Origin of the sequence: Skermania sp. ID1734, from assembly GCF_007489285.1 — a bacterium.
Lineage (GTDB): Bacteria > Actinomycetota > Actinomycetes > Mycobacteriales > Mycobacteriaceae > ID1734.
Genome location: NZ_VLIY01000011.1, coordinates 112,006 through 129,248, shown reverse-complemented (window position 1 = coordinate 129,248; position 17,243 = coordinate 112,006). Strand labels below are relative to the sequence as shown.

Annotated in this window: 16 protein-coding genes; 9 read left to right on the top strand and 7 right to left on the bottom strand. The window is 65.8% G+C overall.

Features of this window, described 5'->3' with window-relative positions; translation table 11 throughout:
* Window positions 1-52 precede the first annotated feature (52 nt).
* Window positions 53-1,225, top strand: coding sequence for an adenylyltransferase/sulfurtransferase MoeZ (gene moeZ, locus FOS14_RS15145; RefSeq protein WP_143771638.1), 1,173 nt, complete (start codon window positions 53-55; stop codon window positions 1,223-1,225).
* Here moeZ and thpD read toward each other — a convergent pair.
* On the bottom strand, window positions 1,219-2,118 hold the full coding sequence (gene thpD, locus FOS14_RS15140; protein WP_143771637.1) for an ectoine hydroxylase: 900 nt from the start codon (window positions 2,116-2,118) through the stop codon (window positions 1,219-1,221). The two genes, moeZ and thpD, sit on opposite strands and share 7 nt — an antisense overlap.
* 129 nt (window positions 2,119-2,247) lie before the next feature.
* On the opposite strand from thpD, the gene FOS14_RS15135 reads away from it, so the two are divergent.
* On the top strand, window positions 2,248-3,102 hold the full coding sequence (locus FOS14_RS15135) for a TIGR02569 family protein (RefSeq protein WP_143771636.1): 855 nt from the start codon (window positions 2,248-2,250) through the stop codon (window positions 3,100-3,102).
* Window positions 3,103-3,113: 11 nt separating this feature from the next.
* On the opposite strand, the gene FOS14_RS15130 is transcribed toward FOS14_RS15135, so the two are convergent.
* Window positions 3,114-4,373 carry an acyltransferase gene (locus tag FOS14_RS15130; protein ID WP_143771635.1) on the bottom strand — a complete coding sequence of 420 codons (1,260 nt, stop codon included), beginning with the start codon at window positions 4,371-4,373 and terminating at the stop codon, window positions 3,114-3,116.
* A 122-nt stretch (window positions 4,374-4,495) separates the two neighbouring features.
* A complete protein-coding gene (locus tag FOS14_RS15125; RefSeq protein ID WP_143771634.1) occupies window positions 4,496-5,155 on the bottom strand; it encodes a FadR/GntR family transcriptional regulator in 660 nt (219 codons plus the stop codon).
* 84 nt (window positions 5,156-5,239) lie between these two features.
* On the opposite strand from FOS14_RS15125, the gene FOS14_RS15120 reads away from it, so the two are divergent.
* From FOS14_RS15120 to FOS14_RS15090, 7 genes are all read left to right on the top strand, one after another.
* Window positions 5,240-6,457 carry an MFS transporter gene (locus tag FOS14_RS15120; RefSeq protein WP_143771731.1) on the top strand — a complete coding sequence of 406 codons (1,218 nt, stop codon included), beginning with the start codon at window positions 5,240-5,242 and terminating at the stop codon, window positions 6,455-6,457.
* A 131-nt stretch (window positions 6,458-6,588) separates the two neighbouring features.
* Window positions 6,589-8,010: a NarK/NasA family nitrate transporter gene (locus tag FOS14_RS15115; RefSeq protein ID WP_143771633.1), complete on the top strand. Its 1,422-nt coding sequence runs from the start codon at window positions 6,589-6,591 to the stop codon at window positions 8,008-8,010.
* A gap of 28 nt (window positions 8,011-8,038) precedes the next feature.
* Window positions 8,039-10,543: a nitrite reductase large subunit NirB gene (gene nirB / locus FOS14_RS15110; protein WP_143771632.1), complete on the top strand. Its 2,505-nt coding sequence runs from the start codon at window positions 8,039-8,041 to the stop codon at window positions 10,541-10,543.
* Window positions 10,544-10,618: 75 nt separating this feature from the next.
* Window positions 10,619-11,068 (top strand): nitrite reductase small subunit NirD, encoded by a 450-nt coding sequence (gene nirD, locus FOS14_RS15105; RefSeq protein WP_143771631.1) that lies wholly within the window; start codon window positions 10,619-10,621, stop codon window positions 11,066-11,068.
* Entirely contained in the window at window positions 11,065-12,201 is a 1,137-nt protein-coding gene (locus FOS14_RS15100) for a uroporphyrinogen-III synthase (protein WP_143771630.1), read from the top strand. Before nirD ends, FOS14_RS15100 begins: the two co-directional genes overlap by 4 nt.
* Window positions 12,202-12,351: 150 nt before the next feature.
* A complete protein-coding gene (locus tag FOS14_RS15095) occupies window positions 12,352-13,026 on the top strand; it encodes a sirohydrochlorin chelatase (RefSeq protein WP_143771629.1) in 675 nt (224 codons plus the stop codon).
* Between the two features lie 46 nt (window positions 13,027-13,072).
* Window positions 13,073-13,501 carry a cupin domain-containing protein gene (locus FOS14_RS15090; RefSeq protein WP_143771628.1) on the top strand — a complete coding sequence of 143 codons (429 nt, stop codon included), beginning with the start codon at window positions 13,073-13,075 and terminating at the stop codon, window positions 13,499-13,501.
* 2 nt (window positions 13,502-13,503) lie between these two features.
* On the opposite strand, the gene FOS14_RS15085 is transcribed toward FOS14_RS15090, so the two are convergent.
* The 4 genes from FOS14_RS15085 to narH all read right to left on the bottom strand — a co-directional run bounded on the left by FOS14_RS15085 (window position 13,504) and on the right by narH (window position 17,239).
* On the bottom strand, window positions 13,504-14,124 hold the full coding sequence (locus FOS14_RS15085; RefSeq protein WP_143771627.1) for a hypothetical protein: 621 nt from the start codon (window positions 14,122-14,124) through the stop codon (window positions 13,504-13,506).
* Between the two features lie 186 nt (window positions 14,125-14,310).
* Window positions 14,311-15,057, bottom strand: a complete 747-nt coding sequence (narI, locus tag FOS14_RS15080) for a respiratory nitrate reductase subunit gamma (RefSeq protein WP_143771626.1) — start codon at window positions 15,055-15,057, stop codon at window positions 14,311-14,313.
* On the bottom strand, window positions 15,054-15,662 hold the full coding sequence (gene narJ, locus FOS14_RS15075; RefSeq protein ID WP_143771625.1) for a nitrate reductase molybdenum cofactor assembly chaperone: 609 nt from the start codon (window positions 15,660-15,662) through the stop codon (window positions 15,054-15,056). Before narJ ends, narI begins: the two co-directional genes overlap by 4 nt.
* Window positions 15,659-17,239: a nitrate reductase subunit beta gene (gene narH / locus FOS14_RS15070; RefSeq protein WP_143771730.1), complete on the bottom strand. Its 1,581-nt coding sequence runs from the start codon at window positions 17,237-17,239 to the stop codon at window positions 15,659-15,661. Before narH ends, narJ begins: the two co-directional genes overlap by 4 nt.
* Between the last annotated feature and the right edge of the window lie 4 nt (window positions 17,240-17,243).

The following is a 17,243-nucleotide window of genomic DNA, read 5'->3' as shown; positions in this document are numbered from 1 at the left end:
GCGTGCCCGGCGTTGTAGCTGGCGCAGAGTGCACATACGTGAAGGAGCCGACGTGTCGTTACCGCCACTGGTCGAACCGGCCGCCGAATTGAGCCGCGACGAGGTCGCGCGCTACAGCCGGCACTTGATCATCCCCGATGTCGGTGTGACCGGGCAGAAACGGCTGAAGAACGCGAAGGTTCTGGTCATCGGGGCCGGTGGCTTGGGGTCGCCGGCGCTGCTGTACTTGGCGGCCGCCGGGGTGGGCACCATCGGCATCGTCGAGTTCGACGAGGTCGATACTTCCAACCTGCAGCGCCAGGTGATTCACGGTGAGTCCGATGTCGGGCGGCCGAAGGCCGAGAGTGCCCGAGACTCGATTCACGACATCAATAGCGGCATCGACGTGCGGCTGCACGAGTTCCGGTTGGAGCCGGACAACGCCGTCGAGCTGTTTCGCCAGTACGACCTCATCCTCGACGGGACCGACAACTTCGCCACCCGCTACCTCGTCAATGACGCCGCCGTGCTCGCGGGCAAGCCGTACGTGTGGGGTTCGATCTACCGCTTCGAGGGCCAGGTTTCGGTGTTCTGGGAGGACGCGCCCGACGGGCGCGGACTGAACTACCGCGACCTCTACCCGGAAGCCCCGCCGCCCGGCATGGTGCCGTCGTGTGCGGAAGGTGGCGTGCTGGGCATCCTGTGTGCCTCCATCGGTTCGGTCATGGTGACCGAGGCAATCAAGCTGATCACCGGGATCGGGGAACCGCTGCTCGGCCGGTTGATGGTGTACGACGCCCTCGACATGAGCTACCGCACCATCAAGCTCCGCCGCGATCCGGACCGCGAGCCGATCACCGAACTCATCGACTACGAAGAGTTCTGCGGTGTGGTGTCCGATGAGGGACGTGCCGCGGCCGCTGGCTCGACCATCACCGCCCGCGAGTTGCACGACATGCTCGAGGCCGGCAAGGACATCGAGATCATCGACGTGCGGGAGCCGGTCGAGTGGGACATCGTGCACTTGCCCGGCGCCCGGCTGATTCCGAAGGACCGGATTCTGTCCGGCGAGGCGCTGGCGGAACTGCCACAGAACAAGCCGATCGTGCTGCATTGCAAGACCGGTGTGCGTTCGGCGGAGGCGTTGGCCGCGCTGAAGAAGGCAGGGTTCTCCGACGCGACGCATCTGCAGGGTGGAGTCATCGCCTGGGCCAACCAGATCGACAACAGCCTGCCCGTCTACTGACGGCGTACCGGTGTGAAGTCGCGGCTGGCGATGTAGTTGGGCCGCGCCGCCGGTGCCGCGAACGGCTCCTGCAGCGCGTTGTGCACGCTGTTGAACACGATGAACAGGTTCGACCGCGGGAATGGCGTGATGTTGTTGCCCGAGCCGTGCATCACATTGGAGTCGAACAGCAAGGTGTCGCCGGCCTTGCCGGTGAATTGTGAGATCCCGTGGCGGCGCGCCAATTCGGTGATTTCCGGTTCGGTAGGAACGCCGATTCGCTGCTCCCGCAACGAGGTGCGGTAATTGTCGCGCGGGGTCTCACCACGACACGGCACAAAGGTGCGATGCGAGCCGGGCATGAGCATGAGGCCGCCGTTGAAGGGGTAGTTGTCGCACAATGCAATTGAGACGCTCACCGCGCGCGGCACGGGCATTCCGTCCTCGGCGTGCCATGTTTCGAAGTCGGAGTGCCAGTAGAAGCCAGTGCCCCGAAAGCCGGGCATGTAGTTGATTCGACACTGGTGCACGTACACATCGGAGCCGAGAATCTGCTGGGCGGCACCGAGAATGCGCGGGTCGCGGACCACCGCGTCTACGTCCGCGCTGATCTTGTGCGCCTCGAAGATGGATCGCACCTGCATCGACGCTTGCTCGATGACGGTTCGGTCGTCATCGAGCATCCGCTGGTCTCGACTGAGGTCGGTGAGCGCGTCGGTGAGCCCTGCGATTTCGGACGGCGAGAACAACGCGCGCTCGATGACGTAGCCGTTCGCGTCGTAGGCCGAGATGGCTGACTGGTCGAGCGGTCCGCCCGAGCTTCCCCACACCGTCTTGTCGCGTCGGGATCTGAACCCCGTGGCTCCCGCGGACCTTGTCGGATAGTTGTCAACGGTGCGCGCGACGACCGTCATCGGTGTTGGACCTCCTCGTACAGACTCGTCAAGCGAGGCATACCAACCAGCACGGTCGTTCACACCTCGAGCGGCCGCGGTGGCGCGTCGATGGAAGAAACGCAGCACTACCGGCGGTAGTTTGACCACGTGACGTCTGCTGAGCCTCCGGAACACGTGCTGTCGACCTTCGGTTTGCGGGCGGTCCAACCGGTATCGCTCGGTGCCGAGTGGGACGGTGGTTGGCGCTGCGGCGACGTGGTGCTTTCGCCGGTGGCCGACCACGCTCGCGCGGCCTGGTCGGCGAAAGTGCGCGAGACGCTCATGGTGGACGGGGTTCGCCTGGCTCGGCCGGTGCGGGCCACCGACGGCCGGTATGTGGTGTCCGGATGGCGCGCCGACACCTACGTCGAGGGGTCGCCGGAGCCGCGCCACGACGAGGTGGTGTCGGTGTCGTTGCGGCTGCACAACGCGACAGCGCAGCTCGAGCGGCCGCGTTTCCTGGCTCAGGCACCGGTGGCGCCGTGGGTGGACGTCGACGTCTTCGTCGCCGCCGATCGTGCGGCGTGGGAACCGGTTCCGCTGCGCAGCGTGCGTGCGGCCGGCGGCTTCGAGGCAACGTCACCCGACGCGCAACACAGTGTCGAGTTGATCAAGCAGTTGGCGACGTTGCGCAAGCCCGTGCAGTCTCCTGCGCAGCTGGTGCATGGCGACCTGTTCGGCACGGTGTTGTTCTCCGGGTCGATGCCGCCGGGTCTGGCCGACATCACGCCCTACTGGCGCCCACCGGCGTGGGCCGCCGGGGTTGCCGTGGTCGACGCGTTGGCCTGGGGCGGAGCCGATGACGGATTGCTGCAACGCTGGGACGACCTACCGGAATGGCCGCAGATGGTGCTGCGCGCCTTGATGTTTCGGCTGGCCGTCCATGCCCTGCACCCGCGCTCGACAGCAGAGGCGTTTCCGGGGCTGGCGCGCACCGCGGATCTGGTGCGGCTGATGCTCTGAGGCCCTAGGTCTTAGGTGAACCAGCGCTTGGCGGTTGTTCGGGCCCAGTCGATAGCCGGCCGCTCGATGACAAGATACGTGACCGAACTCAAGGCGATCGTCACGACGAGCACCAGTGCGAAGACCTCGACGAAGTAGGACGCCCGTCCCAGCTCTCGGGCGGCGCCGAAGTTCCTGACGATCAGAAATCCGATCGGCATGTGCCACAAGTAGATTCCGTAGCTGATCCGGCCCAGCCAGCGGGACAGTGCGTTCGTCAGCGGCCACTGCATCCAGCGCGGGCCGAGCGAAACCGACAGCAGAATCGCGGCAAAGGGTGCCGCGATGGGCAGCACCACGAGTTCGCGGAAGTATGCCGCATTGGGTTCGAGCATGTGCGCACCCCAGCGGTTCATCAGCCACAGTGCGGTCGCGAGCCCGGCAGCGCCCACAGGGATCGCGGCGTATCTCATCCACGGCGCCCGGCGCTTCATCAACCAGACAAACAGGTACGCGCAATACATGCCCATGCCGAATTGGAAGGCGAAGCTCGGAATCTGCTCGAGTGCCATGACTTTGGTGACGTCATAGATGCGGCCCGGCGGGCCGATGTGGCTCACCGCGAGATAGCGCCAGGCGAGTGAGATTGCGGCGGATATCGCCAGCCCGAGCAGGGGTTTTCGCAAGAAGCGAACGGCGATGATCGGTAGCACTACGTAGAAGCACACTTCGATCGGCAGCGTCCACAGGACAGCGACCGCTCCCCAACCTTCGGGGTATCCGAGTTCGAGTCCGACGGAATGTTGCAGGAACAGCAGGTGCAGCGCGAGAGAGGCGAAGCCGCCGCCGGCGGAGAAGGCCGTCACCATCGGGCCCGCGAGCAGCGGCAGCGTTACGACGACGGCAATGACAACTACGTAGTACAGCGGAACGATGCGGGCAGCGCGGCGCAACGCAAAGCGCCGCACGTCACCGAACCGGCGGGTCACCACGGTGGGCAGGAACAGCACGAAGCCGCTGATCATGAAGAGGAGATCGACGGCGACGACACATCCCAAGGTCATGTTGAGCGCGGCACCGTTGTTGAACTTCGGGCCGCCGGTGACCTCCCAGACGTGCACTGCCACGACCATGATTGCGGCCACGGCCCGCAGGCCGTCGATGGCCGGAACGTCGAGGAGGCGGTCCTTGGCCTGCTCCGCCGTAACGGGTTGTTTCACCGCAACGGCGGTGCGGCGGTGCTTGCCTTTTGCGGCTGGGCCGCGATCGGAAGTGGTAACGGTCCCAGTCACGTCGACATTAAATCCGCTGCATGCCGAGTGTCGTGTGGTTTCGCACTCCGTGGCGGCGGAATGTGTCCACTACGTCGGTTTTCCGTTGCGCTCGAACGCACCACCGACGCGCCCGCGCCCGCCTAACCGGGGTATTGCGCGAGCAACTCGCTGAAGAAGCAGCGGGCCGCCCGGGCTGCCGCCTCGGCATCCCCCGCGATCACGGCTTCGACGACGGCGGCGTGTTCGGCGTCGAACGATTCTCCCGTTCTCGCGGTCCGCTCGCGAACGTCCGGTTCGATGACCGGGAGCAGTGAGTCGTAGAACTCGAGATAAACAGCATTGTGGCTGGCCGCGACGATCGCGCGGTGGAGCGCGACGTCGGCGTCAATGGCCTCCGGGCGGTCCCACCCCTGGTTGCGCAGATCCAACAGTTCGCGCAGGCGAGCTATGTCGTCGTCGTCGCGTCGTTTGGCCGCGAGCGCGGCGGCCGTGGTGTCGAGGGCCTGGCGCAGTTCGAGCACGTCGCGTTCGTGGGCATCGGCGAAATAGCTGCTCAGCGTCCCGCCGAGGCCGCTGGCTGCGATGACATAGGTTCCTGACCCCTGCCGGCGCTCCAGCATCCCGGCGTGGACGAGGGCCTGCACTGCCTCGCGGACGGTATTGCGGCCAGTTCCGGTCAGCTCGGTCAACTCCGGCTCGGTGGGTATCCGTGAACCGACTGGCCAACGTCCGGCGCGAATCTCCTCCCGAAGCAGTTCGGTGACCTGCGCAATCAAGCTCGTGCGCCGTACGTGTTGCATGAGAGGCAGGTTACACCGGATTGCCACTATCATCCGGTCATCCTATGATTTCTCACTATGACGGTCGCCCAGGACACTCGAACGATGCCCGCCCGCCAGCACGTCATCGAACGTCGGTCGCTGGTTGCCGGACGGGTACTTGTCTTCCTCGCCATCGTCTCCTCCGCGCTCACACTGCGCGTCGCGGTCACGGCTTTCACGCCGCTCGCCGAGCAAATCGGGGCGGACATCGGTTTTTCGCACGCAGTGATCGGCGTGTTCGGCATGATGCCGACGGCCATGTTCGCTGCATTCGGGCTCCTCACGCCCACAATCGCGACGCGAATAGGTCTCGAACGCACTGCGTTGCTGGCCATGCTGTTGGCCGGTGCCGGCATGCTGGCCCGCGCGTTCACGAGCGACACCGCCACGATGGTGGTGTTCACCGGCATGGCGCTCGGCGGCATGGGCATCGGCAACGTGATCTTGCCGCCGCTGGTCAAACGCTATTTTTCCGACCGACTGGCGCTACTCAGCTCGATGTACATCACGATGGTTCAGGTGGGCACCGTGCTGCCGGCCTTGGTCGCGGTGCCGGTTGCGGACGCGGCGGGCTGGCGGATCTCGATCGGCATGTGGGCGTTGTTGGGCTTCGCCGCCGCATTTCCGTGGCTGTTTGTCCTCGCCGATCGGCGCGGCCATGATGTGCTCGACCGCACGGCGACTTCCGCGCGACGGGACCGCATCCGGCCCTGGCGATCGTCGCTGGGCTGGGGGATGGCCGGGTTGTTCGGCATGACGTCGCTGATCACGTACTCGATGTTCACCTGGCTGCCGGCGATACTGGTCGACGCCGGCGCCAGCCGGGCCTTCGGCGGCACGATGGTCGCGCTGTTCGCGTTTCTTGGCTTGCTCTCCGCGCTGACCGCGCCGATCTTCTGCGCGCGGATGCGTAATCCGTTCCCGGTGGTGGCAGCCTGCGCGGTCGCCTACCTGGTGGCCTTCGCCGGTCTGGTGTGGGCACCGATGGCGGCACCGGTGGTGTGGGTGGTGATCCTGGGCCTCGGGCCGAGCACGTTCCCGATGTCGTTGACGCTTATCAACCTGCGCACCCGCACGCAGTCGGGCTCGTCCGCTCTGTCCGGCTTCACCCAGGGCGTCGGCTACACGGTGGCCTGCCTCGGACCCCTGTTGTTCGGCATCCTGCGTGATCAAACCGGGAGCTGGCTGCCGTCGTTCGGCATACTGCTCGCCGCCGTTGTCGTCGTGGTCGTCTCGGGCTGGGCCGCGTGCAAGCCGCGTGTGTTGGAGGACACGGTTTAACGCCCTGCATTACCTGCCGGAAACACGTTCGTAATCCCTCACCCGATCCACCGCAATTTCGTGAGAATGCGTTGACGCTGTGGTCATTTGACGCAGCATCGGCGCAATACCGGTTCCTTACCGTTGCAGCCATGAACCTGCTTACGCGCAACCGCGACATCGAGCACTGGGATGCCGAAGATGTGGCTGCATGGGAAGCGGGTGGCAAGAAAATTGCCACCCGCAACCTTGTGTGGTCGATCTTCGCCGAGCATGTCGGTTTCTCGGTGTGGTCGATCTGGTCGGTAATGGTCTTGTTCATGCCGCAGAACGTCTACGGCATCGACCCGGCCGGAAAGTTCTTCCTAGTCGCTGTTCCCACGCTGGTCGGCGCCGTGCTGCGGGTTCCCTACACCGTCGCCACGGCCAAGTTCGGTGGTCGCAACTGGACGGTCTTCAGCGCGCTGGCGCTCCTTGTACCGACGCTGCTGACGCTGTACTTCGTCAACCACCCCGGCACGTCGTACACCACCTTCCTGTTGGTGGCGGCGTTCGCCGGCGTCGGCGGCGGCAACTTCGCGTCGTCGATGACCAACATCAACGCGTTCTATCCGCAGCGGCTGAAGGGTTTCGCGCTGGGCATGAACGCGGGCGGCGGCAACATCGGCGTGCCGGTGATCCAGTTGATCGGACTGTTCGTCATCGCGACCATCGGAAACACCGCGCCGTCGATCGTCTGCGCCGTATACCTGGTCCTGATCGGCATCGCCGCTGTGGGTTGCGCGCTGTTCATGGACAACCTGCGTAATCAGAAGGCCGACCTGTCCTACATGCTCAAGACCACGCGGTACGGGCACACCTGGGCGGTGGGCTTCTTGTACATCGGCACATTCGGATCGTTTATCGGGTTCAGCTTCGCCTTCGGTCAGGTGTTGCAGATCAACTACCTCGCCGGTGGTGACACGCCGGCCCAGGCCGCACTGCACGCCGCGCAGATCGCGTTCATCGGACCACTGCTCGGTTCCATCGCGCGCCCACTCGGCGGCCGCTTGGCCGACCGGATCGGCGGCGGCAAGATCACTCTCTACACGTTCTTTGCCATGATGCTGGCCGCGTCGGTGCTGGTGATTGCGGGCACCATCGACGACCGCCACCACGGTGGTGCCAGCGGGGCCATCATGACCGCCTACGCCGTCGGCTTCATCGCGTTGTTTGTGCTGTCCGGGCTGGGTAACGGCTCGACCTACAAGATGATCCCGTCGATCTTCGAGGCCAAGTCCAAGAGCCTGGACCACCTCGACAACGCGGAAAAGGCGGCCTGGTCGCGCAACATGTCCGGCGCACTCATCGGCCTGGCCGGCGCGATCGGAGCGACGGGTGGCGTGTTCATCAACCTGGTGCTGCGCGCCTCCTACACCGGCCCCGCACACTCGGCCACCAGCGCGTTCTGGGTCTTCCTGGCCTTCTACGTGGTGTGCGCCGCGGTCACCTGGGCGGTCTTCCTGCGCACCCCCTCGCCCAAGTCCGTGGTTTCCAACGAAGTTGCCGGCGAGTCGGTCACGGTCTCAGCCTGACCGCCCCAGCAGCAACACGAGGAGAGTCATGACTACCAAGACAGTTGTCGTTGTCGGCCACGGAATGGTCGGCCACCGGTTCGTCGAGGCGCTGCGCGCCCGCGACGAGGCCGGCCAGTGGAACATCGTCGTCCTCGGCGAGGAGACGCTCCCTGCGTACGACCGAGTCGGTCTGTCCTCGTACGTCGGTGCCTGGGATCCGGGCGCGCTGGCGCTACCGGGCAACGAGTACGCCGGTGACTCGCTGGTGGATCTGCGGCTCGGTCAGCGAGCGGAGTCGATCGACCGCGACGCCCGCAAGGTCACCACGTCCGTCGGTGAGGTCATCGGCTATGACGCACTCGTCATGGCCACCGGTTCGTACGCGTTCGTGCCGCCGGTACCGGGCCACGACCTGCCGGAATGCTTCGTCTACCGCACCATCGAGGATCTTGACGGCATTCGGGCGGCGGCCGAGGCGGCCGGTCCGGGCGCGGTCGGCGTCGTCGTCGGCGGGGGACTGCTCGGTCTCGAAGCGGCCAATGCGCTGCGGTTGCTGGGCATGACCCCGCACGTCGTCGAGTTTGCGCCGCGGCTCATGCCGGTCCAGGTCGACGAGGGTGGCGGCGCCATCCTCGAGCGCCTAGTCAGCAAGCTCGGCCTGCATGTGCACACCGGCGTGGCCACTTCGTCGATCGCGGCCACCGACGGGGCGCTGCAGGTCACCCTGTCCGACGACTCGGTCATCGACGCTTCGCTCGTGGTGTTCTCGGCAGGCATTCGCCCGCAAGATCAGTTGGCTCGCGACTGCGGTCTCGACGTCGGCCCGCGCGGTGGCGTACTGACCGACCTGGCCATGCAGAGCTCCGATCCGCACATCTACGCAATCGGGGAGTGCGCGGCGGTCGAGGGCAGCTGCTACGGCCTGGTGGCCCCGGGCTACACGACGGCCGAAATCGTGGCCGATCGGCTCCTGGGCGGCGCGGGCGAGTTCCCCGGCGCCGACCTGTCCACCAAGCTGAAACTGCTCGGCGTCGATGTCGCGAGTTTCGGTGATGCACATGCTGAATCGCCCGGCGCGCTGTCGGTGGTGCTCAACGACGCGGCCAAGGGCACCTACGCCAAGCTCGTCGTCTCCGACGATGCGAAGACCCTGCTCGGCGGCATCCTGGTCGGCGATGCCTCGGCATACGCCACGCTGCGGCCGCTGGTGGGCCGGGAGCTGCCGGGTGACCCCGCGTCGCTCATCTCGCCTGCAGGCGAAAAGGTCGGCGCCGCAGCACTTCCCGACGAGGCCGAGGTCTGTTCCTGCAACGCCGTCACCAAGGGCGCCATTTGCGGTGCCATCAAGGAAGGCGCCTGCGACATCGCGCAGGTGAAGGCGTGCACCAATGCCGGCACCACCTGCGGCGGTTGTTTGCCGACCATCAAGCAGCTTCTCGCCTCGTCCGGCGTCGAGCTGTCCAAGGCCCTGTGCGAGCACTTCGAACAGTCTCGCGCCGAGCTGTTCCAGATCGTCCAAGCCACCAACACCCGTACCTTCTCGGCGCTGATCGCCAAGTACGGCAAGGGATCTGGCTGCGACATCTGCAAACCGGTGGTCGCCTCGATCCTGGCCTCCACCGACTCCGACCACGTCCTGCACCGTCAGCAGGCGGCACTGCAGGACACGAACGACCACTTCCTGGCCAACATCCAGAAGAACGGCACCTACTCGGTGGTGCCGCGGATGCCGGGCGGCGAATGCACGCCCGAACAGCTGATCATCATCGGCGAGGTCGCCCGCGACTTCGGCCTTTACGTCAAGATGACCGGTGGGCAGCGCATCGACCTGTTCGGCGCGCGGGTTGAGCAGTTGCCCGCCATTTGGCAGCGGTTGGTCGACGCCGGCATGGAATCCGGTCAGGCATACGGCAAGTCGGTGCGCACGGTCAAGAGCTGCGTGGGATCGACCTGGTGCCGTTACGGCGTGCAGGACTCTGTCGGCATGGCCGTGAACCTCGAATTGCGTTACCGCGGCTTGCGTTCACCACACAAGCTGAAGTTCGGCGTGTCCGGGTGTGCGCGGGAATGCGCCGAGGCGCGCGGCAAGGACGTCGGCGTGATCGCGACCGAAAACGGTTGGAACCTCTACGTGTGCGGCAACGGCGGGCAGTCGCCCAAGCATGCCGTCCTGCTGGCCGGTGGTCTCGACGACGAGACGCTCGTCCGCTACATCGACCGCTTCCTCATGTTCTACATCCGCACGGCCGACCGGCTGCAGCGCACCGCGCCGTGGCTCGAGGCCATGGACGGCGGATTGGATCACCTCAAAGCCGTTGTGTGCGAGGACAGCCTGGGCATCGCGGCCGACCTCGAAGCGGCGATGGCGCGACACGTGCAGAACTACAAAGACGAGTGGGCCGGTGTGCTCGAAGATCCGGAGAAACTTTCCCGCTTCGTCTCCTTCGTCAACGCCCCCGATGTCGCCGACCCGACCGTCACGTTCGACGAATCCGGTCCGCGCAAGGTGCCCGTCCTGATGGGGATGCCCGCAATGCCGGCGGAGAAGTAATGCAGTGGCACACAGCCGTAACGCCGGGGAAATGCAGCACCCGTAGAAATTGATTGCGAAAGGGAGGTATCTGTCATGACTGTCATCACCGCGCCGAATCGCAAGGTTATCGATACCAAGCTGCACGCGTTCAGCCAGGCGCGGCGCAGCACAGTCAGCGATGGCCGCCTCGAATGGACCTCCGCCTGCCCGCTGCGGCGCCTGATCCCCGGCTGCGGCGTGGCGGTGCTCTTGCGCAGTGGCGAACAAGTCGCGCTGTTCCTGCTGGAAGACGGCACCCTGCACGCTGTCGGCAACATCGATCCGTTCGGTCACGCGGCCGTCATGTCGCGCGGGATCGTCGGTGACCGCGCCGGGGAACCCACGGTAGCCTCGCCGCTGCTCAAGCAGGTGTTCTCGCTCGTCGACGGCCGCTGCCTCGATGATCCCTCGGTGCGGTTGCCGGTCTACGACGTACGGGTCTGGGGCGGAGTCGTGCAGGTGCACAGTGCGTTCCGGACGGCAGGTGCGGGGACGAGCCCGTGACGGAGGAGCCGAGTCAGCTCGCCGGTTTTTCGATCGGCGTCACCGCGGCCCGCCGCGCCGAAGAGTTTGCCGCGCTGCTTACCCGCCGTGGCGCCACGGTGATCCATGCGCCGGCAATCCGCATCATTCCGCTCGCCGACGACAGTGAACTGGCGCGGGCGACGCAGGACATCATCACCGATCCTCCCGATATCGCCATTGCCACAACGGGAATCGGATTCCGTGGCTGGATGGAGGGGGCAGAAGGCTGGGGGTTGGCCGAGGACCTGCGCGCCGCGCTGCGATCCACCCGCTTGCTGGCTCGCGGGCCGAAGGCTATGGGCGCCATCCGCGCTGCCGACCTTCGCGAGGAATGGTCCCCGGCGTCCGAATCATCTGCAGAGGTGCTCGATCGCCTGCTCGATGAGGGCGTCGACGGCCTGCGCATCGCGGTGCAGCTGCATGGGGCTACCACCGAATGGGAACCCGTTCCGGACTTCTGTGACGAATTGCGTTGTGCCGGTGCGCAAGTCGTGGCCGTGCCGGTGTATCGGTGGGTTCCACCGGCCGACCCGGCCGCGATGGACCGGCTCATCGATCTCACTGCCGCCGGCTCACTCGATTGCCTGACGTTTACCAGTGCGCCCGCGGTCGCGTCGATGTTGACCCGCGCCAAGGAGACCGGCCAGTTGGAGCCGCTGTTGTATGCGCTTCGCACCCGCGTGCTGGCCGCGTGCGTCGGTCCGGTAACCGCCGCGCCACTCGAGGAACTTGGTGTGCCCACCACGATCCCCGAGCGAGCCAGGATCGGTGCCCTGGCCCGGCACATCGGCAACGAGTTGCCGCAGCGAGCCAGCAACATTCGCGCCGGCGGCCGGGTGATCAGTGTTCGCGGCAGTTGCGTCGTGGTCGATGGCGAGGTGAAGACCCTGCCCCCGGCGGCGATGGCCCTGATGCGTGCGCTGGCGCGGCAGCCGGGCCGAGTGGTCTCCCGCGAACACCTGCTGGCCGCGCTGCCGGGCGGTGGCGATGACTGCCATGCCGTCGAAACCGCCATTGCCCGACTGCGTTCCGCGTTGGGCGCGCCGAAAGTGATTCAGACCGTGGTCAAGCGCGGGTATCGCTTGGCAGTGAATCCCGTGGAGTCCGCATGATATTTGTCGCTGCGCTCCTTCGCTCCGCTCCTCGCTCGTGCCTCGCTGCGATGCTCACGAAGGAGCTCCGCTGATGATTCTGGTCGCTGCGCTCCTTCGCTCCGCTCCTCGCTCGTGCCTCGCTGCGATGCTCACGAAGGAGCTCCGCTCATGACACTGGTCCTCGTCGCACACGGCACCCGCAACGCACGCGGTGTCGACATGATTGCCGCACTCGCAGAACAGGTCTCGGCGCGCGGTATCTCTACTCGGGTCGCGTTCGTCGATGTGCTCGGGCCCTCGCCCGCTGAGGTGCTTCGTGACATCGACGGACCGGCAACGGTGGTGCCGGCGTTCCTGGCCTCGGGCTACCACGTGCACGTCGACATCCCACGTGAGGTCGCCGGGTTCGATCAAGCCACCGTGACGCGGGCCATCGGTCCGGATCCGGCGCTGGCGCGGGCCATGCAGCAGCGGTTGCGCGAAGCCGGGTGGCGCCGCGGAGACGCCGTGGTGCTCGCGGCGGCGGGGTCCTCGGATCGGCGCGCCCGTGCCGACGTGCATCGTGCCGCGGGACTGTTGGGCGAACGGATAGGCGGCCCGGTCGCCGTCGGCTATGTCGCTACCGGCGAGCCTCGGGTTGCCGATGTGGTGTCCCGGATCCGGTCGCTGACCTCGGCTCGGGTATTTGTCGCGTCGTACCTCTTGGCGCACGGGCTTTTTCAGCAGCGACTGCGCGACATCGGCGCTGATGGCGTCGCCGAGCCGATCGGCACTCACCAGGGTGTCGTCGATCTGCTGGTGCGTCGCTATTACGCGGTGGAATTGGCCTCGATCGCCGCATAAGGGAGATTTGCGCCATCATTCGGCGTATACGTTGACGGTGCGCAGAATGTGGTTCGTCGCAATGGTGATCGGATCTCTCGCTTCCGTGCCGGTGGCACACGCGACGCCGTCGTCGGGGATCAGCGCGGTTACGGTGATCGAGGGTGAGATTCCGGCGGAGCTCATTCCGCTACTTCCGCTGGGAGTCCACGCGGTGGTCCGTGAAATCACTATCGCGCCAGGCGGTTCCACCGGCTGGCATTACCACGACGGACCGGTGTTCGGATTCGTCCGCGCCGGGATCCTCAACCATCCAGGGCCCGACTGTGCGCCCGTCGTCTATCACGCCGGGCAGTTCATCGAGGAGCCGAGCGGTACCGGCTACGTGCACATGGGCCAGAATCTGGGCACGCAGCCGGTGATACTCGACGTTGTCTACGCGGTGCCCGTCGGCAAGCCTCTACTGGAGGACGCGCTGGCACCGGCGTGCGCCTGAGATCAGACCAGTTCGGGCACGTGCAGGTGAGCAAGCACCAAATCGAACTCGCAGACCTCCAGCACTTCGGCGCCCGCATCGGCGGTGCCGGCCTCGCGGATCGTTCCGGCTTCGCCGCGGGTGCGTTCCATATCGGCGCGGGAGTCGTAGGTCACTGATGACACCGCGATGGCCTCGTCTCGGTCGACGAGCAGGCTGGCGCTGCAGAAGCCGTCGAGTCTCTCGAGTTCCGGTAGCGATCCGAGTTTGAAGATGTCGACGGCCCGGTCGAGCGTCGACAGGTCGACGCGGAACCAGGTGGACCGCACACAGGCGCCGTTGTGCGACGGGTGGTTGCGGTGCAGCGCCGCGATCTCCCACTGATCGACCTGCGGGCGGCCGCCGAGAGACTCGGCAACGCGGGTGCGCACCGGATTCAGGAGCCGATCACTGTCGCGCATGTCTTCGAGGGTCTGCCAGGAACTGGTGATGATGCACCGGCGCGACTGCCGGTCGACGATCATGGACATGCCCATGCAGCCGGGCATTTCACGGAGCATCGGCATGACTTCCGATTCGACAAACCGGATACCCGCGTCGATGGAACCCGGATGCGCGATGACTGTTGTGGAGCGTGCGTACACGGAAAGTCCCTCCGATCGGGGCAGCGCCCCGGCGGCGCCACCGGACGCTTATGACGATGCTCCTCACCCTGCGCGCGTGCAAGGGGTTAGTCGACCCCATTGCACTCAGTGTCCAGTCTTGGGTCTCGGCTCGCGGGATCCCGCTTGCGTGGGTGCACGCGTGGACGTGGGGTGCGAGGGTGTCGGCTATACCCAGCGACTGCGCGCTGGTGGCGCCACCGGCGTCTCCCACGCCTTGGCGTAGCGGCGGTCAGCGCTTTGGCGGTCCTTGCTGCGGTAGACGACATACGGCCGCACCAGGTACCCGACCGGCGCGCTGAACATGTGCACCAGGCGGGTGTAGGGCCAGATGGCGATCAGTGCCAGCACGACCAGTCCGTGCACCTGATAGCTCAGCGGCGTGCCGACCATCAGCTCCGGCTGCGGGTGCAGGCTGAACAGGCTGCGGAACCATGGCGACACAGTCTGGCGGTAGTCGTAGCTGCCCGCGATCAGGTTGGTACCCATCGTGTTCCACATTCCGGTCAACAGCGCGGCGGCCAACAGCACGTACATGATCTTGTCGCTGCGACTGGTGGCCTGGCGCACCGCAGGCACGGTGACGCGTCGGTAGACCAAGATCGCCAGGCCGGCGATGACGGCGACGCCGGAGACGGACCCGGCGGTCACCGAGATCAGGTGGTAGGTGTGCTCGGAGATGCCGAAGAAGCTTGTCCAGCTCTCGGGGATCAGCAGGCCCAGCGCGTGGCCCCCGATCACCGCGAGCATGCCGAAGTGAAACAGCGGACTGCCCAGCTTGAGCAGGCGGCTCTCGTGGATCTGCGACGAGCGCGTGGTCCAGCCGAACTGGTCGTAGCGGTAGCGCCAGACATGCCCGACCAAGAAGGACGTGAAGGCGACGTAGGGCAGCGTCATCCATGCCACGTTGTTCATCGGCGGCCTCCGGTGAGGATGGGATCCATGGCAAACGGCTCGAGGCCGACCTCTTCCTCCGGTGGCCCCGCCGCGGCGAGTTCGGCGATCTTGCGGCGGTCCGCGGTGGTCACCGGCGGCAGGGTCGAGCACACCGCATCGAGAAGGTGAGCGTACGGGGAACCACTGTCGCGCAAAGAGAGTCGCAGCAGCTCCAGCACCGGCACGTGCTCACCGAGTAGGCGTCGGCCCTGCTGGTAGTCGACGGTCGCGGCGAATTCGAGGACCAGCGGTAGGAAATCGGGCAGTTCCTCGTCGCCGACCGTGACACCGGCGGCTCGAAACGCATGTTTGAAGCGCAGCAACGCCATACCGCGCTTGCGAGTGTCGCCATAGGCGTAGTAGGTGAGGTGCAGGCAGCTGCGCCGACGCTGGTCGAAGGTCTCCACATATCGCGCGGCCAACTCCAGCGGTGGAATACCCGCGGTCGCATCAAGGAAGGCGACGAGGCCATGCGCGTCGATATCGATTGCTGCGGCCCGTAATTGGGGACGGAGCTGTAACGTGGACTCGCTCGGATAGTCGAGCAGCAGCGCGGCAATGCGCCACACCAGACGGTCCGTCATGGCACCAGTCCTGCCGTGCTCTGCCCATCCCAGTTCAGCAGGTTGATCCGGGCCGACTTCTCTTCCGGTGCCGCCCCGTTGCTGTCGGTGAGGTGGAATTTTTCGGCCATCGCGTCGAACGCCGTCATCCCCGGCCCGCCGTCACCCTCCAGGCTGCAGCCGGTGGCGAGTGCGTCCAGACGATGCGCGTCCGAGCCGGCCCCGCTCGGGATGACGTAGCGGTCTTGATATTTCGCGATCGCGAGCAGTCGGTACATGGCCTCGATTTCGGCCGGGGTCAGCCGCACCGATTCGGCGATAGCCGGGTCCGGGAGCTCCGCCAGGTTGATCGAGCGCATGTGTGCACGCATGGCGGCGAGGCGCTGCAGCGATGCCCGCACCGGGCCCACATCGCCCGCGGTGAACAGTTCGGCCAGGTACTCGGTGGGAATGCGCAACGCGTCGATGGCGCCGAACAGGTTTCCGGCGTTCTCGCCATCATGACCGGTTGTGGTCAGGGCATCGACGACGGGCGACAGTGGCGGGACGTACCAGACCATCGGCATGGTCCGGTATTCCGGATGCAGCGGCAGTGCCAACTGATAGTCGACGATCAACTTGTAAACCGGTGAATTCTGTGCCGCCTCAATCCATTCGCTGGAAATGCCGGCGCGCTCGGCCTCGGCGACCACCCGGGGGTCGTGTGGATTGAGGAAGACACCGAGCTGGGAGGCGTACAGATCCTTGTCGTCCTTGACAGACGCCGCGTCGAGCACGGCGTCGGCGTCGTACAGCATCACGCCGATGTAGCGCAGTCGGCCGACGCACGTTTCGGAGCACACCGTCGGAATGCCCACCTCCACGCGCGGATAGCAGAAGGTGCACTTCTCGGCCTTGCCCGTCTTGTGATTGAAATAGATCTTCTTGTACGGGCAACCGGTGACGCATTGGCGCCAGCCGCGGCAGCGGTCCTGATCGACCAGCACGATGCCGTCCTCGCTGCGCTTGTAGATCGCGCCGGACGGGCACGACGCCGCGCAGGCGGGGTTGAGGCAGTGTTCGCAGATGCGCGGCAGGTAGAACATGAAGGTCTGCTCGAACTCGAGCTTGACCTCCGCGGAGACCTTGGCCAGCAATGGGTCTCGACTGACCTGCTCCGGTCCGCCGCCGAGGTCGTCGTCCCAGTTGGCTCCCCAGGTGATCTTGGCGTCTTCCCCGGTGATCAGCGATTTCGGCTTGGCGGTCGGTGTCGTATCGGTCAGTGGCGAGGCGAGCAGGTTCTGATAGTCGTAGGTCCACGGGTCGTAATAGTCGGAGACAGTCGGCAGGTCGGGATTGGCGAAGATGTTGAGCAGCCGCCTGAAACGCGACCCGGTGCGCAAGGTGAGCTTGCCGCGCTTGTTCAGCGTCCAGCCGCCCTTCCAACGCTCCTGGTCCTGGTATTGGCGGGGATAGCCTTGTCCCGGACGGGTTTCCACGTTGTTGAACCAGACGTATTCCACGCCGCCGCGGTTGGTCCAGGCCTGCTTGCAGGTGACGCTGCAGGTGTGGCAACCGATGCATTTGTCCAGGTTCATGACCATGGCCAGCTGAGCCATCACA

What these genes read in the sequence shown, in the direction of transcription:
- FOS14_RS15120 (WP_143771731.1), top strand. Translation starts at nt 5,240, where the DNA reads ATGCCCGCCCGCCAGCACGTCATCGAACGTCGGTCGCTGGTTGCCGGA.
- narI (WP_143771626.1), bottom strand. Translation starts at nt 15,057, where the DNA reads ATGAACAACGTGGCATGGATGACGCTGCCCTACGTCGCCTTCACGTCC.
- thpD (WP_143771637.1), bottom strand. Translation starts at nt 2,118, where the DNA reads ATGACGGTCGTCGCGCGCACCGTTGACAACTATCCGACAAGGTCCGCG.
- narJ (WP_143771625.1), bottom strand. Translation starts at nt 15,662, where the DNA reads ATGACGGACCGTCTGGTGTGGCGCATTGCCGCGCTGCTGCTCGACTAT.
- FOS14_RS15115 (WP_143771633.1), top strand. Translation starts at nt 6,589, where the DNA reads ATGAACCTGCTTACGCGCAACCGCGACATCGAGCACTGGGATGCCGAA.
- FOS14_RS15090 (WP_143771628.1), top strand. Translation starts at nt 13,073, where the DNA reads ATGTGGTTCGTCGCAATGGTGATCGGATCTCTCGCTTCCGTGCCGGTG.
- narH (WP_143771730.1), bottom strand. Translation starts at nt 17,239, where the DNA reads ATGGCTCAGCTGGCCATGGTCATGAACCTGGACAAATGCATCGGTTGC.
- nirD (WP_143771631.1), top strand. Translation starts at nt 10,619, where the DNA reads ATGACTGTCATCACCGCGCCGAATCGCAAGGTTATCGATACCAAGCTG.
- FOS14_RS15125 (WP_143771634.1), bottom strand. Translation starts at nt 5,155, where the DNA reads ATGCAACACGTACGGCGCACGAGCTTGATTGCGCAGGTCACCGAACTG.
- nirB (WP_143771632.1), top strand. Translation starts at nt 8,039, where the DNA reads ATGACTACCAAGACAGTTGTCGTTGTCGGCCACGGAATGGTCGGCCAC.
- FOS14_RS15095 (WP_143771629.1), top strand. Translation starts at nt 12,352, where the DNA reads ATGACACTGGTCCTCGTCGCACACGGCACCCGCAACGCACGCGGTGTC.